The organism is Vibrio chagasii (assembly GCA_041879415.1).
Lineage (GTDB): Bacteria > Pseudomonadota > Gammaproteobacteria > Enterobacterales > Vibrionaceae > Vibrio.
Genome location: CP090851.1, coordinates 1,423,232 through 1,440,369, shown reverse-complemented (window position 1 = coordinate 1,440,369; position 17,138 = coordinate 1,423,232). Strand labels below are relative to the sequence as shown.

The 17,138-nt window shown below is 42.9% G+C and carries 19 protein-coding genes and 2 tRNA genes; 18 read left to right on the top strand and 3 right to left on the bottom strand.

The window, feature by feature from the left end; genetic code table 11:
* Nucleotides 1-4: 4 nt before the first annotated feature.
* Complete coding sequence (locus L0991_06440; GenBank protein ID XGB63703.1) at nt 5-478, bottom strand: TetR family transcriptional regulator; 474 nt, start codon at nt 476-478, stop codon at nt 5-7.
* Nucleotides 479-806: 328 nt separating this feature from the next.
* The gene (locus L0991_06435) at nt 807-992 is read right to left on the bottom strand and encodes a hypothetical protein (protein ID XGB63702.1); all 186 of its coding nucleotides are present in this window, start codon (nt 990-992) and stop codon (nt 807-809) included.
* Between the two features lie 281 nt (nt 993-1,273).
* On the opposite strand from L0991_06435, the gene L0991_06430 reads away from it, so the two are divergent.
* From L0991_06430 to L0991_06420, 3 genes are all read left to right on the top strand, one after another.
* A complete protein-coding gene (locus tag L0991_06430; protein ID XGB63701.1) occupies nt 1,274-1,936 on the top strand; it encodes a DUF2726 domain-containing protein in 663 nt (220 codons plus the stop codon).
* A 167-nt stretch (nt 1,937-2,103) separates the two neighbouring features.
* A tRNA-Val gene (locus L0991_06425) sits at nt 2,104-2,180 on the top strand.
* Nucleotides 2,181-2,257: 77 nt separating this feature from the next.
* Nucleotides 2,258-2,334 (top strand) — tRNA-Val (locus L0991_06420).
* 617 nt (nt 2,335-2,951) lie between these two features.
* On the opposite strand, the gene L0991_06415 is transcribed toward L0991_06420, so the two are convergent.
* Nucleotides 2,952-3,845 carry a LysR family transcriptional regulator gene (locus L0991_06415; protein ID XGB63700.1) on the bottom strand — a complete coding sequence of 298 codons (894 nt, stop codon included), beginning with the start codon at nt 3,843-3,845 and terminating at the stop codon, nt 2,952-2,954.
* Nucleotides 3,846-4,258: 413 nt separating this feature from the next.
* Between L0991_06415 and L0991_06410 the strand changes: the two genes are divergently transcribed.
* From L0991_06410 to L0991_06340, 15 genes are all read left to right on the top strand, one after another.
* Nucleotides 4,259-4,465 carry a Flp family type IVb pilin gene (locus L0991_06410; GenBank protein XGB63699.1) on the top strand — a complete coding sequence of 69 codons (207 nt, stop codon included), beginning with the start codon at nt 4,259-4,261 and terminating at the stop codon, nt 4,463-4,465.
* A 147-nt stretch (nt 4,466-4,612) separates the two neighbouring features.
* Nucleotides 4,613-5,038 carry a prepilin peptidase gene (locus L0991_06405; GenBank protein XGB63698.1) on the top strand — a complete coding sequence of 142 codons (426 nt, stop codon included), beginning with the start codon at nt 4,613-4,615 and terminating at the stop codon, nt 5,036-5,038.
* 21 nt (nt 5,039-5,059) lie between these two features.
* The gene (gene cpaB, locus L0991_06400) at nt 5,060-5,884 is read left to right on the top strand and encodes a Flp pilus assembly protein CpaB (protein XGB63697.1); all 825 of its coding nucleotides are present in this window, start codon (nt 5,060-5,062) and stop codon (nt 5,882-5,884) included.
* A complete protein-coding gene (locus L0991_06395) occupies nt 5,884-7,254 on the top strand; it encodes a pilus assembly protein N-terminal domain-containing protein (protein XGB63861.1) in 1,371 nt (456 codons plus the stop codon). Before cpaB ends, L0991_06395 begins: the two co-directional genes overlap by 1 nt.
* Complete coding sequence (locus tag L0991_06390) at nt 7,251-7,730, top strand: hypothetical protein (protein XGB63696.1); 480 nt, start codon at nt 7,251-7,253, stop codon at nt 7,728-7,730. Before L0991_06395 ends, L0991_06390 begins: the two co-directional genes overlap by 4 nt.
* The gene (locus L0991_06385; GenBank protein XGB63695.1) at nt 7,730-8,971 is read left to right on the top strand and encodes a ParA family protein; all 1,242 of its coding nucleotides are present in this window, start codon (nt 7,730-7,732) and stop codon (nt 8,969-8,971) included. The genes L0991_06390 and L0991_06385 overlap by 1 nt, the downstream gene beginning before the upstream one ends.
* Nucleotides 8,968-10,239, top strand: a complete 1,272-nt coding sequence (locus L0991_06380; GenBank protein ID XGB63694.1) for a CpaF family protein — start codon at nt 8,968-8,970, stop codon at nt 10,237-10,239. The genes L0991_06385 and L0991_06380 overlap by 4 nt, the downstream gene beginning before the upstream one ends.
* A gap of 1 nt (nt 10,240) precedes the next feature.
* Nucleotides 10,241-11,143 (top strand): type II secretion system F family protein, encoded by a 903-nt coding sequence (locus L0991_06375; protein XGB63693.1) that lies wholly within the window; start codon nt 10,241-10,243, stop codon nt 11,141-11,143.
* Complete coding sequence (locus L0991_06370; GenBank protein ID XGB63692.1) at nt 11,140-11,982, top strand: type II secretion system F family protein; 843 nt, start codon at nt 11,140-11,142, stop codon at nt 11,980-11,982. Before L0991_06375 ends, L0991_06370 begins: the two co-directional genes overlap by 4 nt.
* A gap of 11 nt (nt 11,983-11,993) precedes the next feature.
* Nucleotides 11,994-12,731, top strand: a complete 738-nt coding sequence (locus L0991_06365) for a tetratricopeptide repeat protein (protein XGB63691.1) — start codon at nt 11,994-11,996, stop codon at nt 12,729-12,731.
* Nucleotides 12,718-13,200: a pilus assembly protein gene (locus L0991_06360; GenBank protein ID XGB63690.1), complete on the top strand. Its 483-nt coding sequence runs from the start codon at nt 12,718-12,720 to the stop codon at nt 13,198-13,200. Before L0991_06365 ends, L0991_06360 begins: the two co-directional genes overlap by 14 nt.
* Nucleotides 13,190-13,747 (top strand): membrane associated secretion system protein, encoded by a 558-nt coding sequence (locus tag L0991_06355; GenBank protein XGB63860.1) that lies wholly within the window; start codon nt 13,190-13,192, stop codon nt 13,745-13,747. Before L0991_06360 ends, L0991_06355 begins: the two co-directional genes overlap by 11 nt.
* A 4-nt stretch (nt 13,748-13,751) precedes the next feature.
* Nucleotides 13,752-15,290, top strand: a complete 1,539-nt coding sequence (locus L0991_06350) for a pilus assembly protein (protein XGB63689.1) — start codon at nt 13,752-13,754, stop codon at nt 15,288-15,290.
* Nucleotides 15,291-15,298: 8 nt separating this feature from the next.
* A complete protein-coding gene (locus L0991_06345; protein ID XGB63688.1) occupies nt 15,299-15,937 on the top strand; it encodes an OmpA family protein in 639 nt (212 codons plus the stop codon).
* Nucleotides 15,938-16,217: 280 nt separating this feature from the next.
* Nucleotides 16,218-17,069 carry a sensor domain-containing diguanylate cyclase gene (locus L0991_06340; protein XGB63687.1) on the top strand — a complete coding sequence of 284 codons (852 nt, stop codon included), beginning with the start codon at nt 16,218-16,220 and terminating at the stop codon, nt 17,067-17,069.
* Nucleotides 17,070-17,138 lie beyond the last annotated feature (69 nt).

Here is a 17,138-nt window from a genome sequence, read left to right as displayed (position 1 = left end):
GGCGCTACAGATCCTTCTGTCTTGCAATATGAACGAGACTGATACCTAGCAAACGCTCGGTTTGCTTCTCTGCTTGCATCCCTACTTGGTAAGTAATCACTGCACTAAGATTGTTCATCAAACGTTGAGAGAAGTGACACGCTTCAGAACGGATGACTGAGTGATGAAATACTAACCTAAGAATAGCTGTGAACTCTTTGCTTTGAAGTGCTTTCTGCCAAGACAGTTCCAACACATCACTTCCTTCATTCATCGTCAGATGATCAACTAAAAGCTTTAAGAATCGTCCTTCTAATGCCATCAGAAAGTCAGTCTTTTTAGGGAAATGATGGCTGATTCCCGTTCTTGAGATTTTGGTTGCCTGGCTTAACGTGGTGTAAGACATGTTTTCGTAACCAACCGTCAATAACTGATGACAGCTGGTATCGAGGATGAGTTGAATAGTGCGACAGGTATCGACCTTACTACGCTTAGCCATCTTCAAGAGCGCCTATATAAAGAAATCAAAGTAAAAGCATACTCTCATATGAAATGCTATTCCATATAATGAGCTGATTAATGAAGGAAAACTTAGATTTATGTTTTGATTCTGGCTTCTTATTTTATATTTATAGCTGAGTTTGATGTTGGGTTTAGTATAAGCTGTTGGCTTTTACAAAATCATTGCTAGCAAGTCGATGAGCTTAAAGAAAAGCCATTCTGACCTCGTTAGATAGAATGGCTTGAATCGGTTTACTGTCGCTAATATTAAAATGTGTTAGAGAGGTAGGGAGTATTAGCGCGTTTAGCTATGTAATTGGTTTATGTTATTTGCCTATACCTTGCAGCATCTCAACCAACTCACCCTCTGTGGTTGGCTCTTTTGCAAGCTCGATGACTGCAGAGGCGCCGCCTTTAAGCATATAGGCTTGAGTGCCACAGTGGTCATAGTGGAACCATTTACCATCTACACATACGTCGGTATAACATCTTGGGTCTTGTTTGAGTTCCATATCAATTTCCTTATTAACATTTGGCTAACGTTTTTTAGGCTAATTGATCACAAAATGCTGGGAATTGATCTAGATCAATGTGATGCTTGAATGGTTGAGCAATGTTCAAATAAGAGAGCTGTGTCGAGGTGCCAAAATTCACTATCAAGCACTTAGCTAACTGATACCTGCTAAAGCACGTGATTATCCTTAACAACTGATTCTCTTTTTCTTGCCTGTTTGTTGTTTTCTACTTACGCTACAAATTCTCTATCTCCCTGAATCCTGACTGTGTTTTACTCATGACCAATATATTTATCGTTGTAGTGGTACTTGTTGTCTTCTTTTACTTCATTCAGAAGTACGTATTCAAACATGACGACACCAAAGACCACGCTTATCAAAAGAGAGGTGCGTTGCTCAACATGCAACAAGCCGCGTTTTACAATGCACTGACTACGGCGGTGGGTACTCACGGTGTCGTGTTTGCCAAAGTAAACATGTCGAATGTGTTGGCACCAGCGAAAACGAATACCAAGAAGAATTGGTTTATCGCGAATAACAAAATCTCTCGTAGCTATTTTGACTTTGTGGTGTGCGACCCAAGAACGCTGGAGCCACGCGTGATCATCGAACTTGATAATGGTAAAGAGCTAAGTAAAGGCAAAGTTGACCGAGAGAAGCTGCTTATCCATGTATGTAAGTCTGCTGGCTTACCGCTTATTGGCGCTTCAGTAAAACACAGTTACCAAGTGAGCCGTTTGAAGAGATTGCTTGCGACACATATCGATCTGATCGAGCCTGACAAAGAGGTTCGATTCTGTAAGAAATGCGGCAGCCCGATGATCATCAAGCTGGCTAGCCAAGGTGACTACAAAGGACGACGTTTCTTCACGTGTAGCCGTCAACCGAACTGTACTTACACCGAAAACTACAACGTTGTTTTCGATGTAGAAGAAGAGTAACAAAGAGTAGGGCACCGGTTCAGTGTGACTTAACTCAAGTTTATTTCGGTTTCACGTCTAAAAAATCAACGTATTGATGCGAATAAGAGCAAACGGTTGATTCAAGTGCAATTTCCACTTGCGCCACAATAAATCAGTCGTTAATATCTTCCTCGTTCTTAAGGAATGGGTCCGTAGCTCAGTTGGTTAGAGTACTACCTTGACATGGTAGGGGTCGGCGATTCGAGTTCGCCCGGACCCACCATTCCTTCTGTTACTTTTTGTCAAAGTAGCGGCTTTTGATTTAGTCACAATCGTCATAAAGAAGATTAAGAACATTGTGCGTCCGTAGCTCAGTTGGTTAGAGTACCGCCTTGACATGGCGGGGGTCGGTGATTCGAGTTCACTCGGACGCACCATTATTCGTTCTTAGGAACAAGCAAAAAAGCCCACCTAGTGTGGGTTTTTTTGTACCTGTAATTCGCAGATTTTACTTGTTCATCGATGTACAGACACTTCACTCTCCTTAGAACCAGCACCTATAGACAACATCCGATGCCATGTGTGACGTTTCTGCTTACAATCCACGTATGCGTTTCTGTTAGGGATAACGTGGCGTGAGAGCTGTATAGAAGCGAGTATTGTCTGTTTCGGGCTATCTAGTACATCGACATGACTCGAACTTACCTTACCGAAATATAATTCATAGCAAGCTCATTACTTAAATACCAGATGTTATTGGTCTTTTCTGGTATGAGCCCTACACACTTTAACTTCAGATTGGTTACTTGCTAAATGATATGCGCCAAGCTCACACGTTTAAGGTATTTATATGACGCATCAAACACATATAAGAAGGTGATATGTAAGGTAGGGCTATAAGTATTGAGATATATAATAAATAAATGATAATTTAATTAATTATGTTTACTGTCTATGTTTTATTGCGGAACTATATCAAGATGTTTGGTTTTGTTAATACCAATTCCGAAGACGTTGAATGTACTAGAACGTAATTACCCGATACAACAGAGCGTTATTGAGCCAAATCAGCAACAAATGTTTGCTGGTAGTTAGTACTAGATTTCAGTTCTTTTTTTATCCATTGATTAAACAAGCTAAAGTCAGAATGTATTTGCCAAAAAAGGGAAGCTATAACTCGTTTACCAAAAAAGTCAGGGTGGTCTGTAATAACCTTAAGTTTATTATCTTTAACATGAGTATCGATCAAAAAACCTGGTAAGAAAGCGATGCCTTTTTGGGCCTTACATAAATCGATAATGGTTCCTAGATCATCTAATCGCCAGAGGTTATATGCGGCGATACTGGACAAGTTAAGTAGTTCTTCGCACCCATCCATCAATAGAACCCGTTGAGACGGTGCATGTGACTTTATTGGCCCTAAATCTTCATGAGCCACCCACCAGCAGTTAACGTGGAACAGCTCCTCTACGTTGAAGTCGTAATTTGACTTGTGGTAAGGGTTACCTAACGCTAAGTCTATCTTTCCTTCATTTATATAGTTACCAAGAACAAAACTAGGCTTAGTGACCACAAGCAAGTCGACATTCGGGAATGCTTCAGAAAAAGCTAAGAGTGTCTTTTTTACGTCTGAATTATATACCAATGGATCAATGCCTACTCGATAGACAATCTGGTCTGATATATTCATTTGTTGAGCGACGGTGACCAAATCTCGATATTTCGATACGACGGGTAAAGATAATTGGAATAGGCGCTCTCCTTTCTCCGTTAGCCAAACTTTTGAATGTTCCCTATTAAATACATTGAAACCCAAGTCTGATTCTAGATTTTGAACAGCAGTGCTAACTGTTGATTGTGATTTCCCAAGTTTGCGAGCCGCAGAGCTAAATGAACCTTCTTCAACTACTGCAATGAACGAAACAATATTTTCGAAATGTAGTTTCATGATTCGACTAACCTTTGACACAAAAAAATTATAATTTTTATTGTTTGTTGATTCGAAGAACAATAGCGTGATGATCCTCGTATTTCAACAATTTTATAATGGATAATAAACGTTGATAAATTATTAATTGGTATATGCCTAAAGGTTATATATGAGGGAAATAATCAAAAGATTGAGCTAGCTCTTACTTTTCAAAGTTTATAAATCAAATTGAATATCACTATTTCAATGCGATTTTCTCTGTAACCTATTGTTAAATATGGTTTTGTTTTCATATATTGGATTTCCCCCTTCTTTATTTTGATCATTTTTTGCTCTGCCTATTGATTAAGTCGATAGGGGGTATTTTCATTCATTTTGGGGCGCTAATTATAATGGCGACGAATTTTCAACAGCCCTTATAGGAATAAACAATGATTACTAAGCTATACGTGAAAACAACCATGTTTTTATCTCAATTTAAGAACGACGAGCGCGGTGTAACTGCGATTGAATATGGTCTGATTGCTGTGGCAATGGCTGTGCTAGTAACTACTGCAGTAGGTGCTGACGGTTTTATTGGTAAGCTAGAAGCAGCTTTCGCTAAAGTAGCAACCGCTATTGAAACTGCAGGAAGCTAATATAAAGCCTCGTAGGCTAATGTAGGTGATATCGAAAGATATTTGTGCCAGACCTATGTTTACATCGGTCTGGCTTAGTTAATTTATGTTGTGAAATAAGATTTAACCTTACCAAATTTAGGCGGTATCCCAATTTTTAGTCATGAATTGTATTTAGTGACTTTGGCAATATTGACTCTATATGTGTCGGCCACTGATTTTCTCTATCGCAAGATACAAAATTACGCCTTGTACATATTACTCGTTGTGCAGTGTTTTTTGTCTCCACTAGATATTCAAATAATGAGCTCCTTATTGATGTTAGTTATCGGGCTTATTCTTTACAAACTGATTTGGATAGGGGCTGGAGATATTAAATACGTCGTTATTTTGTCGCTTACCATTCCAATTAACGACTTATTATTGGCGTATATTCTGACCGCTTTTGCTGGTGGTATTTTAGCTTTGTCTTATCTAGTGAGTAGGAATTTATTTAAAAGAAACCCACATGCAAAAGATGGTATTCCATATGGGATTGCTATCAGCGTCGGGTTTTACTTAGTCATTTTAACTCTATCTACACCACATATATAAACCTCAAAATATGAGCACATTATGAGATCTCGACTGGTATTACTTGTTGCCATCGCAGCCTTAATCGTTGGCGCACTAGGCGTTATCGATATGTTCAAGAGTGAACCTGAACCAATAACAACTGATGAAGTGGTCGCTGAAAAAAGCGAACAGCATGTGGGAGTTTGGATTGCTACCGAAGCCTTTGAAAAGGGGAGTGCAGTTAACTCGCAGGGTGTAGTGAAACAACAATTGCCTCTGAGTGAGGCGCTAGCACTTGGTGTTAGAGAAGATTCGCAAATCAGTTTCTCACCTTCCACTTTGTTAAACCGAAGCCTTAATGCAGGCGACGTCATATTGCCTGAATATCAAGTGAGCCCTGGCAAACCTGGCTACATTGATTTGCTGGTTACAGAAGGTATGACGTTATACCCGCTAAAGGTCAGCGATAAAAATCTGATTAATGATTACATCCGACCGGGTTCGTTCATTGATGTTCTAACGGTAAGTTCTCCGAATGCCAACTTGGCTGGCAACATCGATAAGCCGACGCGTTTTAGAGGAGTGAAGGCGTCGATGTTTTTGAAACACGTTAAGGTCCTCAATATCGGGAATGATGACAGCAGTGACCGCTCTATTACTGCTCGTTCTCCAAGTAAGGAAGATGGACTGACAACCGTTGTCATTGAAGTTAGCCCGGATGAATTACCAAGACTCGCATTAGCACAACGAACGATGCATATCGAAATTTATCGCAGCCAAACTTATATGCAGCCGGAGTTCGCAGAGGTGCGCAACATCATTGATAACTATACAGGTATCGTTGAGTTACGTGGTAACGAGAACAATCCAAGAGAGGCTTTGTGATGACAATTATCCATCGAATCAAACGAGCACTGTTTGGCCCAATTTTGCTAACGTTGATTAGCCTATTTTCTACAACAAACGCTTTTGCTGCAGATCGCTCTATCACGCTCAATGATGGTCAGCACATTCAGCTTAAAAGTCCAATCGGTCAAGTGTTCGTGAACAACCCTAGCATCGTTGATTACAAAATTATTAACGATAACACCCTTGTTGTGTTTGCCAACAGCATTGGTCAATCGCGACTGATTGTTTACGGTATCGATGATCAAGTCCTGCTATCCGACCGCATTATTGTTGACTTTGATTTAACGGACATTAGGCGCCAAATCAAATTCCATTTTCCAGATGCTCAAGTAAAGGTTCAGTCTGTAGGAGAACAAGTCGCAGTGAGCGGCATTGTAGATTCAGAGGCAACACGTGATGACATTTATCGTTTAGTCGCGACTCTGCTAGGGCGAGATAAAACAGAGAAATGGGATAAAACCGAAAAACTAGAATTTAAGTCAGACAGCTCGGACTATGAAGAGCCTGAAAGCATGGTGTTTGCCCGCAATATGACGTGGGAAGGGATCATAGAACGAATTGAAGTCGCCACAACTCAGCAAGTAAACGTAAAAATATCGGTTGCTCAAGTGACAGAATCGTTTGGTCAAACCGTTGGTGTTGATTGGAGTTCTGTGGGTTCAAGTGTCGGTGAGTTTGTTTTTGACCAATTTGATGCTGCTAATCTGAGTACCTTGATCACAGCCTTAGGTAACGATCAAATGGCTGAGGTTCTTGCTGAACCAAACTTGACTGTGTTGTCAGGAGAATCAGCAAGTTTTCTCGTTGGTGGTGAAGTACCAGTCATCGTCTCTACCAGCAGTAACGTAAACATTTCATTTAAAGAGTTTGGTATCAAGCTCGATCTAACCGCCAAAGTGTTAAGCCAAGACAAAATCCGCATGCAACTCGCGCCAGAAGTGAGTGAGGTAGAGGGTTACGTTGAGGCTGCTGGCATTAAGGTTCCCCAGTTGGCTTCTCGACGTGCTTTGACGACCGTAGAGCTTGCCGATGGCGACAGTTTCGTTCTGGGTGGTTTGATGAGCAGCGCAGACTTGGAAAAAATGCAAAAGATTCCATTTGTTGGCGACATTCCAGTACTTGGAGCTGCGTTTAGGAAAGCGACCACCGAAAGAAAACGCACCGAATTGATCATCGTTGCCACCGTTAACTTAGTGGAGCCTATGAAGCCGAAAGACATTCAATTGCCATACATTAAGAAGACCTCGACATTGGCTCGTTGGTTAAACATTAAGTGGGATGGCAAACAAGTGACCTCGTCCGATGCAACGATTCGCCTGCTATCGCAAGGAGGGTTTATCCAATGAAGAAATTAGTATTGATGGCGTTGTTCGCGACCTCACTATTCGGTTGTGCTTCTGAACAATATTTTGTTGGTCAGGGAGCAGAGGCATTGGCGTACAAAGAACATCACAATTTTGAGTTCGAGATTAAAAACCGCGCTAAAACGGCTCAGCAGCTTGATGCCTTGATTCAGGAGATTGAGTCGACGGACAAGGAAGCGACGTATGTGGTGGATTACAAATCAGCCGCTAGCAAGCAGATGTTAAAGGAGATCTTTAAGCAGTATCCATCTCATCTGAACGCCCCCCAAAGAGTGGTTTATCGTAATGCGCAGTTATTACCTAGTGATCTAAATATTCAGGTGACCTTAACGCACCTAAAGACACAAACGTGTAAACCAGCGCAGATACATGTTCGCTTGAGACAGTCTGATTGCTTCGTTGAGTCGATGCGATTGAAGCAAGTGGCGTACAAGTCGAGATTGGTAGGAGAACAATAATGTTTGATCTGACAAAAGCATTAACCACAAAGGCTAAGCCAGCTCAGACTGCGTCGACAGGTGTTGCTGGATGTACGTTGTTTTACCAATCACCAGAGTGCTTAAACCTGGTTCAAGAAGTGTTTCGCTTTGAAGGGTGGAACGATCCTGCTTGTGTGAAGGCGACAGCCGGTTTGACCAAGCTTACTGAGCAACAAAGTAGCCATATCGTCATTTTAGAGCTAAATGAGTCGAGCAATGTGGTGGAAGATGCAAAAGCTTTTGCTAGTAAACTGCCGACCCATAAAGGCGTGGTGGTCATTGGTAAAGAAGACGCTATTTCGACGCTTCGTTCTCTTAAGGAGATGGGCTTTTACTACGTTTTCTGGCCGGTAAATAAGCAAGAATTTGCAGACTTCTTAACTCATGTGAGTAAGAACCTTAAAACGTTTTCTGGTGTTAGCCAGAAACGTAAAGCAAAACGCGTTGCCATTGTTGGTACTAAAGGCGGTGTAGGAGCGTCATTCCTCGCTACCGAGCTCGGCTCACTCTTGTCGACACAAGGTTCAGATACCATCCTTGTCGATCATCAATACGCTGATACAAACATTGATGTCTTACTTGGATTAAAAGACTTTAAACCACGCACCATCGATGAGTTCACGGCGCCGCTGCACGAAATGGATGAAGAGGGCGCATTAAGTTACCTGTCTAACGCTCGTAAAAATCTGCGTTTGTTAGCTATCAATGGTGACATGAGCCAAAACGATGTACTCAATTACAATCAGACCTTATGTGAGCTGTTAGCACGAAACACTAACTTCATCATTGAAGATTTTTCCGGAGCAGTGGATTTCAAAGTTGAACCACAACTCTTGGCAGAAAACTTTGATGTCGTCGTGTTGGTCTTTGACGCGTCAGTATCATCGGTGAGAAGTGCAAAACGACTGTATGAAAAGATAGCGAGCTTGCAACTGACGTTATCGTCACGCACTCGCATCCTCATGGTCGCTAACTATCATCGACCACAAAATGCCTATGTATTGCAAAAGCCTGATCTAGCCAAGTATTTAGGCGCGAACGTTGATCTCGAGGTCGACTACTGTAAGTCATTGGCTCACATTATCATTGATGGAAAGCGAGGTCACAAACACGACCGTCATATCAATCGCTCTATGGAGCAGTTGGTTAAGCTGATTAATGGCCAACCGATTGACCAGAAAACGATGAACTCGTGGTTAAAAAAGGTGCGTGTTAAATGAGTTCCAATAAAGATTTATACCTCGCTTTTCGTGGCCAGATCTTTGAGGCGTTAGACGCTGAAGCGGTTCAGAAAATGAGCCGTAAAGATTTAGAGTCTCAGATACAAGCAGCGGTCGATTTATTAGCGAACAGCTACCAAAGACCTATCACTTCCATGATGAAGTCCGGTTTGGTGAAAAGCTTAATCGACGAGCTATTTGGGCTTGGTCCTTTACAGCCATTGGTCGAAGACCAGTCTATCTCAGACATCATGGTGAATGGGCCCAACAACATCTTCTTCGAACGCCACGGCAAGGTTAAAAAATCCGAAGTTTCGTTTGTGAATGAAGAGCAGTTATTGGCTATTGCTAAGCGTATTGCCTCACGTGTTGGAAGACGCGTCGATGAGCTTTCTCCTACAGTCGATGCAAGGCTAGAAGATGGTAGCCGTGTGAACATCGTGATCCCACCGATTGCATTAGATGGTACCTCAATCTCCATTCGTAAGTTCAGAGAGCAGAATATCGGCTTTGAAGACCTGATTGGATTTGGATCGATGTCTCCTGATATGGCAAGAGTGTTGATGATCGCGTCTCGCTGCCGCATCAACGTTCTGATCTCGGGCGGCACAGGTTCGGGTAAAACCACGCTACTCAACGCACTGTCGCAATATATCGCTGAAGATGAACGTATTGTCACGATAGAAGATGCCGCTGAATTGCGTCTGCAGCAGCCTAACTTAGTTCGACTTGAAACTAGAACCTCAAGCGTAGAGCAAACAGGAGCGGTCACTCAGCGAGACTTGGTAATTAACGCACTGCGTATGCGCCCCGATCGAATCATCCTCGGTGAGTGTCGTGGCTCTGAGGCGTTTGAAATGTTGCAAGCGATGAACACGGGCCACGATGGTTCTATGTCTACGCTCCACGCGAACACCCCAAGAGATGCGATTGCCCGTGTTGAGTCTATGGTGATGATGGCGAACTTAAATCAGCCGCTGGATGCAATTCGAAGAACGATCGTAAGTGCTGTGCAGATGATAGTTCAAGTTAACAGGCTGCGTGATGGCTCTCGTAAGATTACTAGTATCTCTGAAATCGTTGGCTTAGAGGGCGATAGCGTGGTGATGGAAGAGATCTACCGCTTCCGTTACGACGATGCTCACTATGGCGAAAACGTGAAAGGGGAGTTTGTCACCAACGGTATCATGCAACGATCTGAGCTTGTGAAAAAAGCGCAATTCTTCGGGCTCTATGAAGAGCTTATCGCATCCTTTAAGGGGGCATAGCATGCTGTGGATTTCATTGATTCTATTTTCTTTTGTGCTGCTTTTGATAAGGGATTCAAAGGTAAAAAAGGTCAATCAATTCTTCAATATTGAAGAAGCGGAAGCTGAAAACTTTAACGCCATTAACGTGAAGTCATTAGCTCGAAAACAGAGCTGGCACAGGTTTAAAGAGTCGATTTCACCTACCTTGATGGTACTAGGCCCACGTTCGACTTTATACATCGCCTTATACATAACGATTAGCCTTATTGCTTCTTGGTACATCGTGGTTGACCTGTTATCGATGACCAATTTTTGGTGGGTACCAGTATTGGCATTGGTTTTTACCTTTTTTGGTTACCGCTTCTTGGTGACAAGAAGGCGCCGAGATTTCGAGAACACTTTTCCTGATGCGTTGAATATTCTGATGAGTGCGGTAACTGCGGGCGACAGTTTAATGCAAGCCATCAGCTATGTAGGTGAAGTGATGCACAACCCGATCGGTCGCGAATTCAAGCTAATGGGCGACCGACTAAAGCTAGGTGAATCTCCGGAAGTGGTGCTTAAACGATCCTGTAAAAACTACCCATACCCAGAGTTTCTATTTTTTACTGTAACGATTCGAGCAAACATTGCGCGAGGCGGACAGCTTAAAGGCGTGTTGGCCCGATTGATTCGCGTGTTGGTGGATGCTCGAACGCTAGAAAAAAAGAAGATGGCAATGACGTCGGAGGCGAGGATTTCAGCTAAGATCGTAGCGGCTATTCCTTTGGTATTCATGGTCATCCTTAATTATATCAACCCCGATAACGTCAATTATGTCTTGTATGACGAGTCGGGCCGTGTGGTGTTGTTTTACGTTTTGGGCAGTGAGCTTTTTGGCTTATTCATCGTTTGGCTATTAGTGAGAGGTGTGCGGGCATGATGATATTGGCTGCACTTATTGTGCTGTTTTTTTCGCTGCTCTTTTTGATTGTCGAATCGGTGCGTGCCGACCAAAGACAGAAGAAAGTCGCGATGTATATTGGGGGCGATGCGATTAAACCACCTTCTCGTATGAATCGATTTTTCGTTCGATTTGGCAAGGAGCATCGCCATGAACTTGAGCAGAAACTCATAGAGGCTGGCTATTACAACACCGAATGGGCGAAGTTCTATTTTCCCGCCAAGGTACTGGTGCTCGGCCTCATTTCAGGGCTCGTTTTGCTCGGAGATATGACATCGACCAACAAATTGCTGGTGGTGATTGTCTCTCTGATTGTGGTGATTGTGGTGCCAGATACCTTGCTGCAAATGCGCCGTAAAATGCTGATAAGTAAAACCTCGGCACAACTTCCTTACCTTTTGGACATGATGTCGGTATGTGTACAAACCGGTATGACTATCGAGGCGGCTTTAGCGTATTTGGGTAAAGAGCTTGCGGAGTTTGATTCCGACCTTTGTTATCAGATTAAGCGAACCTCAGATTCTGCCAAGATACATGGCGTTGAAAAGGCTTTGAATGATCTCACTGAGCGTATCCCAACTCCCGCAATTCGAAGTTTTGTGCTGACCATTATTCAGAACTTGCAATACGGCACTTCTGTCGCTCAAACACTCAGTGACCTTGCTGAGGATATGCGAAAAGTCCAAATCCTCACGGTTGAGGAGAAGGTTGGTAAGCTCTCTGCCAAGATGAGTGTGCCGTTGATCCTTTTTATCATGTTTCCGATCGTTATCTTGATTCTCGCACCGAGCATCATGCAAATGACATTGAGCATCTAGAGGGCAAACGAATGAATAGAAAACGTATTTTCTTCGTGATGTTAACGATAAGTCTTTTAGCAGGGTGCCAATCGACACCTTCTGAGCAAGACCAAATGCGTGCAGATGTCACCAATATGGAGAAGGTGAAAAACTATGATGGGTTAATTCACCACTATAAAACCGAGCTAGAACAAGGTTCTCAAGATCCTGCAGTAAAGGAAAAACTGGCCTGGGCGTACTTTCATAAAGGTGACATCGAATCGGCAGATTTCTACGTTCAACACCTTCAACAAGAGGGTATCGAAAATCCAAACTTGTACCAATTAGAAGGCCAAGTGTTCGACGCAAAAAACGATATTGAGAGTGCGATTTCTGCCTATGTCGCTTCTATTGAGGCAGGAAATAAAACGGGTCAAATTCATGTATTACTTGGCGTGTCATACACAAAGCTGGGTCAGTATGAGAAAGCGTATCAAGAGCTGAACCTTGCTCGCTTGCGTGGCTATGATGACATTGTGGTGAAGAACAATATCGCGATGATTCAAATGGCCAATGGTGAGTATCAACAAGCGATTGAAACCTTAGCACCAATACTAAAGGAAGACCCTGCTAATAAGATTGTAAAAGCTAACTTAGCGATAGCATTGATGAAGACTCAGCAGGTCGAGTCGGCTCAAAAACTACTCAAAGGTGAATTTTCTGCGCGAGAAATACAAGACATTGCAGCTGAACTCACTCAACCGGGAGTCACTGATGGCGCGTCTTAGTAGGCAGACAGGAGTGACGGCTATCGAGTTTGTGTTTGGGGCGCTGGTTTTGTTCTTCGCTACCTTTGCGATCTTTGAATCGAGCTACCAAATATACGTCGTCAACATGACGGAGTATTCCCTCAGAGAAACCATCAGGAACACCAAGATCTATGAAGGTAAAGGGGTCAATGAGCAGTATGAGAAGAAGTTTAAAGACTTGATTGAAGACGATGACAATCTATGGAGCTTCTTAATTGATGCCTCAAGGTTTTCTATCGAAGGTAAGTATTTCAAAACCTACGATGATTTCGTGGCGAATAGAGGACATTCAAACCAAGACTTGAACTTCAACTATGATCTTGCCGAGATCACTGTGACATACCGATACACTCCGATCATTAAATTGGCCGGTGCTGCTGATAGAGATATTTCACGCACCATGGTTTTGAACTTAGAGCATGAGGGGTGGAAAGATGATGAGCTGTAAACAATACGCCTGTTCTGCGTCTCGTCAACAGGGCTCATTTACCGTTGAATTGCTGTTTATCTTTGTCGCGCTGTGGGGTGTTTATCTTTTTGCTGCTGATTTGAGTTATCAACTGCTCACGCGAGCAAAGCTCGATAGATCAAGCTTTGCTTTGGTGAACGTTATCAAAGAGCGCACTCGTTATTTTGAAGCGGATGTACTCGCGGGACAAAACTTAGCTGTCACTAATCGCGAGTTGCAAGATATGACAAAGGTAGCCAGTCGAATGCTCAACACACCCGTAGACAATGTGGCAATCAAGATAGAGTCACTGACAAATAAAAGTAGTGTTGCTGAGTTTACTAGCAGCAAGTTCAGAAGCTTAAATTGCGACACCGATTCGATTGTTGACCACGCTGAATTAGCACCGGTTGATAAAGGCGTTGTTTATCCCTTGTATCGGGTAAGCCTTTGCGAAGAAGAAAGTTCTTGGTTTAAGCCTTTCTTTAATAGTGGCACCGGTACTTCCATTAAGATCGCTTCGTCTTCAATCATGCCTGGGAGGTAACGAAATGAAAATGCAGCATGCCAGCCTCCGACGCCAAGAGGGGGTAGCAGCAGTATGGATGGGCCTATTACTTGTACCTATTATGGGCGTGACTTTCTGGGCCGTCGAAGGGACTCGTTATGTGCAAGAAACCAGTCGACTCAGAGATTCCGCAGAGGCAGCAGCGATAGCGGTGACCATCGAAGATCAACCCGACTTAGCTCGTAATCTAGCGACTCAATATGTCGAGAACTACGTGAGGGATATTAAGTCCACCAATCTTACTGCTCAAAGATTTCACCAAGCAGAAGATGAAGGGGCCGGCATTCTTGAATATATCCAGTACACGGTTAATGCAAAGACGACTCACGACTCTTGGTTCGCGAGCAGCTTTATTCCCTCGTTTGATGAGCAACAAGATCTCGCGGGCCGCTCATTAGCGCGGAAGTACCCGGTATATCTTGGCGATAACAACATCGATATCGTCTTCGTGTCGGACTTTTCCGGTTCAATGAATGACCGGTGGGGCTCAAGTCGACACATAAAAATAGACGATTTGAAAACAGCTATCGATCAAATATCAAGCAAGATCCTGTGTACCAGAACTAAACAAGACTATGTCGATGGTGAGTGGAAAGAGGTATGTGATGAACCCGGTGAAGACACGACTGGAGACAAGCTGCTTAACCGAGTTGGTTTTGTACCTTTTAACGTGCGTACAAGAGAAATCGTCTCGGGCGGTAGAGCGAATGCAACCAGCCAGCTGAGTTACAAAGATAACTACAAGCCTAATGTGTCACCGTATTCGTACAATGATGTTAACTGGGATTACTGGCGTACTTACTCCCAAAATGAGGTGCTGAACTGCGCTAGCCGTCAGTCACGTTGTCCAAACCCTAAGTCGGACAATCAAAAGTACGCTAAGCGTATCAAGGATGTGATTTATCAGGATAGCTACCGGGTTGCTGACGTCTACAACTATGTAGATTTACCGACATCAGTATCTACCATGTTTACCGACAAGTCGGGATTACAGCCTGATTTCTATGGTGTGAATGGAACGGATCTATTTAATGCGCATGGATCTTCGAATTCCTCTCAGTTCAAAAACATTCGGTTATCGAACAAGCTTTCTGATTTGAACCCTATCAACTCTATGTGGGCAGATGGGGGCACCGCGGCTTTTCAGGGCATATTAAGAGGGGCACAGATTCTCCATGACGGTGACCCAAACAGCTCTGATGATGAAGAACAGCAAGCGTATAACAAGAAAATTAAGATGTTGCTCATTTTGAGTGATGGGCAGGAAAGCCCTAATAACGGCATTCTAAAAGGGCTAGTCGACAGAGGTATGTGTAACAAAGCAAGAGAGGAAATCCCAGGCTTGTACATAGGAGTCATTGGTATCGATTTTCGGGCCTCTCAGCAAAGTGGTTTCCAAGACTGTGTTGTTGATCCGAATGAAGACATTATCGACGTATCTAACCTAGATGAATTGATTGAAAAAATAGAAGAACTCATCCGTAAAGGCTCGAAAACAAGCGGAATCACTAAGTTGTATTAGAGGAAATTATGAAAAAGTTAATGATAGGTTCCATTGTCCTGTCGGCATTGCAATTTAGCTTTACTGCTAATGCGGAACAAGGTTTCAGCGTTTATTGCGACACGGCATTCAGTGAATACCAACATAGCGTTAGGGTTGATGATGTCGTGGGTATTGCCCAGCACAGACAGGGCGTTCTACAGATCGAGCAGCAATCTGATAGTAGTGAATTGAAGCAAGCCTTAGCCAGTCAGTCCAGCATGGGTATGAATCAATCAGGATGTAAGACTTGGATTAGTAACCAAGAGCGTCGCGGGCTATTGGCACGTCTTCACTTTGGGTTTGATCAACACAACTTAACACCAATGGGTAGCAAAGCCTTAACTCAATTAGCTAGCGAATTGCAGGCCAGTGGCAACTCGGTCACGGTTGATGGGCACACAGATAGCACTGGTGATGAAGGTTACAACCAAGCTTTGGGGTTACAAAGAGCACTCACTACTTCGAATGCCTTGGTTGCTGATGGTGTAGAGAAGAATCGCTTGGTTATTCGTTCTTTTGGTGAAAGTAAGCCTATCGCTTCTAATGAAACGAGTGAAGGGCGAGCAAAGAACAGACGAGCCGAGATCTGGACGTCGATGGATGATGCCACAGAACGAGTGAACTAAGAACATATCTTAGCGTTAAACCCAATATAAATAGTTTATGGAGTCAGTGGCTTGTGATGTGGCTAAGAAGAAGTCTTAGCCATCAGTCTGTCGGAACCCCACTCAATATTATCGTGCATAGAATTTTTGTTATAACGGATGCTAATAAATATTCAATCAAAATTAACTATCTGATACTAAAGAATAATTGATGCTATTTGACAGAGTCTCTTCTGAAGGGATGGAACAAAATATCGACGTAGATACTTGGATATCTATATTGGACAACATATGCGACATTATGGACGCATCGAATGCGGGGATCATCACGATCTCCGATTTTACTCGTTTGGGTTTTGAGAGCGTTTTATGTTCTTCAACCAAACTATGCGAGCAGCACAAAAGTAAGATCAGTTGTTTTTGTGAGTATGTATACAAAGAGAACCGCACGGTTTATTTGAGTGGATGTGCTTGTGGTGAGGCAACCGTTGAGAAGGAACCTGACGACTACAAATCATTCTGTGGTATCCCGATTAGCGGCACGGATGGAGAAGTGTTTGCCATCCTGTTCGTGTTTGACTTGAGTCCAACCGAGTATACGGAAAGCCAAGTGAACCTGATTGAGAACATTTCAACCTTGCTACGGTCTGAAATCCTTTTGAAAGAAGAGAGCCGGATTTTATATAAAAACAGCCACTTCGATATCATGACGATGCTTCTCAATCGAAGGGGGTTTTTTCATGAATTCAACAAAGCAAACATTGATGATGGAGAGATCGTTTGTCTCTATTTTGACTTGGATAATTTAAAGTACATCAATGATACTTACGGGCACTTTAAAGGCGATGATTACATTTCTGGCTTTGCTTCGTGCATCAGAAATAACATCAAATACAACACAATACCGGCGAGAGTGGGTGGTGATGAGTTCATTGTTGTTATTCATTCCGAAGATCGCGGATACGCTTGTGAATTGGTTCGTAAAATTCGTGCAGATTTTCATGAGTTCATTGAAGGATTTCGCGGTGATGATGATGTTTCATTAGGGTTTTCCTACGGGTGTGGAACTTCAGATTCTCAAAGTTTGAACATCATCAATTTGATCAAGTCTTCAGACGAAAACATGTATCGCAACAAGAAAAACAAGTTGTAGGTTATACCGCTTTTATATGCCTATAACAGGTACGAAAAAGCCCACCAGTGTGGGCTTTTGGCTTATTTA

What these genes read in the sequence shown, in the direction of transcription:
- L0991_06440 (XGB63703.1), bottom strand. Translation starts at nt 478, where the DNA reads ATGGCTAAGCGTAGTAAGGTCGATACCTGTCGCACTATTCAACTCATC.
- L0991_06435 (XGB63702.1), bottom strand. Translation starts at nt 992, where the DNA reads ATGGAACTCAAACAAGACCCAAGATGTTATACCGACGTATGTGTAGAT.
- L0991_06430 (XGB63701.1), top strand. Translation starts at nt 1,274, where the DNA reads ATGACCAATATATTTATCGTTGTAGTGGTACTTGTTGTCTTCTTTTAC.
- L0991_06415 (XGB63700.1), bottom strand. Translation starts at nt 3,845, where the DNA reads ATGAAACTACATTTCGAAAATATTGTTTCGTTCATTGCAGTAGTTGAA.
- L0991_06410 (XGB63699.1), top strand. Translation starts at nt 4,259, where the DNA reads ATGATTACTAAGCTATACGTGAAAACAACCATGTTTTTATCTCAATTT.
- cpaB (XGB63697.1), top strand. Translation starts at nt 5,060, where the DNA reads ATGAGATCTCGACTGGTATTACTTGTTGCCATCGCAGCCTTAATCGTT.
- L0991_06395 (XGB63861.1), top strand. Translation starts at nt 5,884, where the DNA reads ATGACAATTATCCATCGAATCAAACGAGCACTGTTTGGCCCAATTTTG.
- L0991_06390 (XGB63696.1), top strand. Translation starts at nt 7,251, where the DNA reads ATGAAGAAATTAGTATTGATGGCGTTGTTCGCGACCTCACTATTCGGT.
- L0991_06385 (XGB63695.1), top strand. Translation starts at nt 7,730, where the DNA reads ATGTTTGATCTGACAAAAGCATTAACCACAAAGGCTAAGCCAGCTCAG.
- L0991_06380 (XGB63694.1), top strand. Translation starts at nt 8,968, where the DNA reads ATGAGTTCCAATAAAGATTTATACCTCGCTTTTCGTGGCCAGATCTTT.
- L0991_06375 (XGB63693.1), top strand. Translation starts at nt 10,241, where the DNA reads ATGCTGTGGATTTCATTGATTCTATTTTCTTTTGTGCTGCTTTTGATA.
- L0991_06370 (XGB63692.1), top strand. Translation starts at nt 11,140, where the DNA reads ATGATGATATTGGCTGCACTTATTGTGCTGTTTTTTTCGCTGCTCTTT.
- L0991_06365 (XGB63691.1), top strand. Translation starts at nt 11,994, where the DNA reads ATGAATAGAAAACGTATTTTCTTCGTGATGTTAACGATAAGTCTTTTA.
- L0991_06360 (XGB63690.1), top strand. Translation starts at nt 12,718, where the DNA reads ATGGCGCGTCTTAGTAGGCAGACAGGAGTGACGGCTATCGAGTTTGTG.
- L0991_06355 (XGB63860.1), top strand. Translation starts at nt 13,190, where the DNA reads ATGAGCTGTAAACAATACGCCTGTTCTGCGTCTCGTCAACAGGGCTCA.
- L0991_06350 (XGB63689.1), top strand. Translation starts at nt 13,752, where the DNA reads ATGAAAATGCAGCATGCCAGCCTCCGACGCCAAGAGGGGGTAGCAGCA.
- L0991_06345 (XGB63688.1), top strand. Translation starts at nt 15,299, where the DNA reads ATGAAAAAGTTAATGATAGGTTCCATTGTCCTGTCGGCATTGCAATTT.
- L0991_06340 (XGB63687.1), top strand. Translation starts at nt 16,218, where the DNA reads ATGGACGCATCGAATGCGGGGATCATCACGATCTCCGATTTTACTCGT.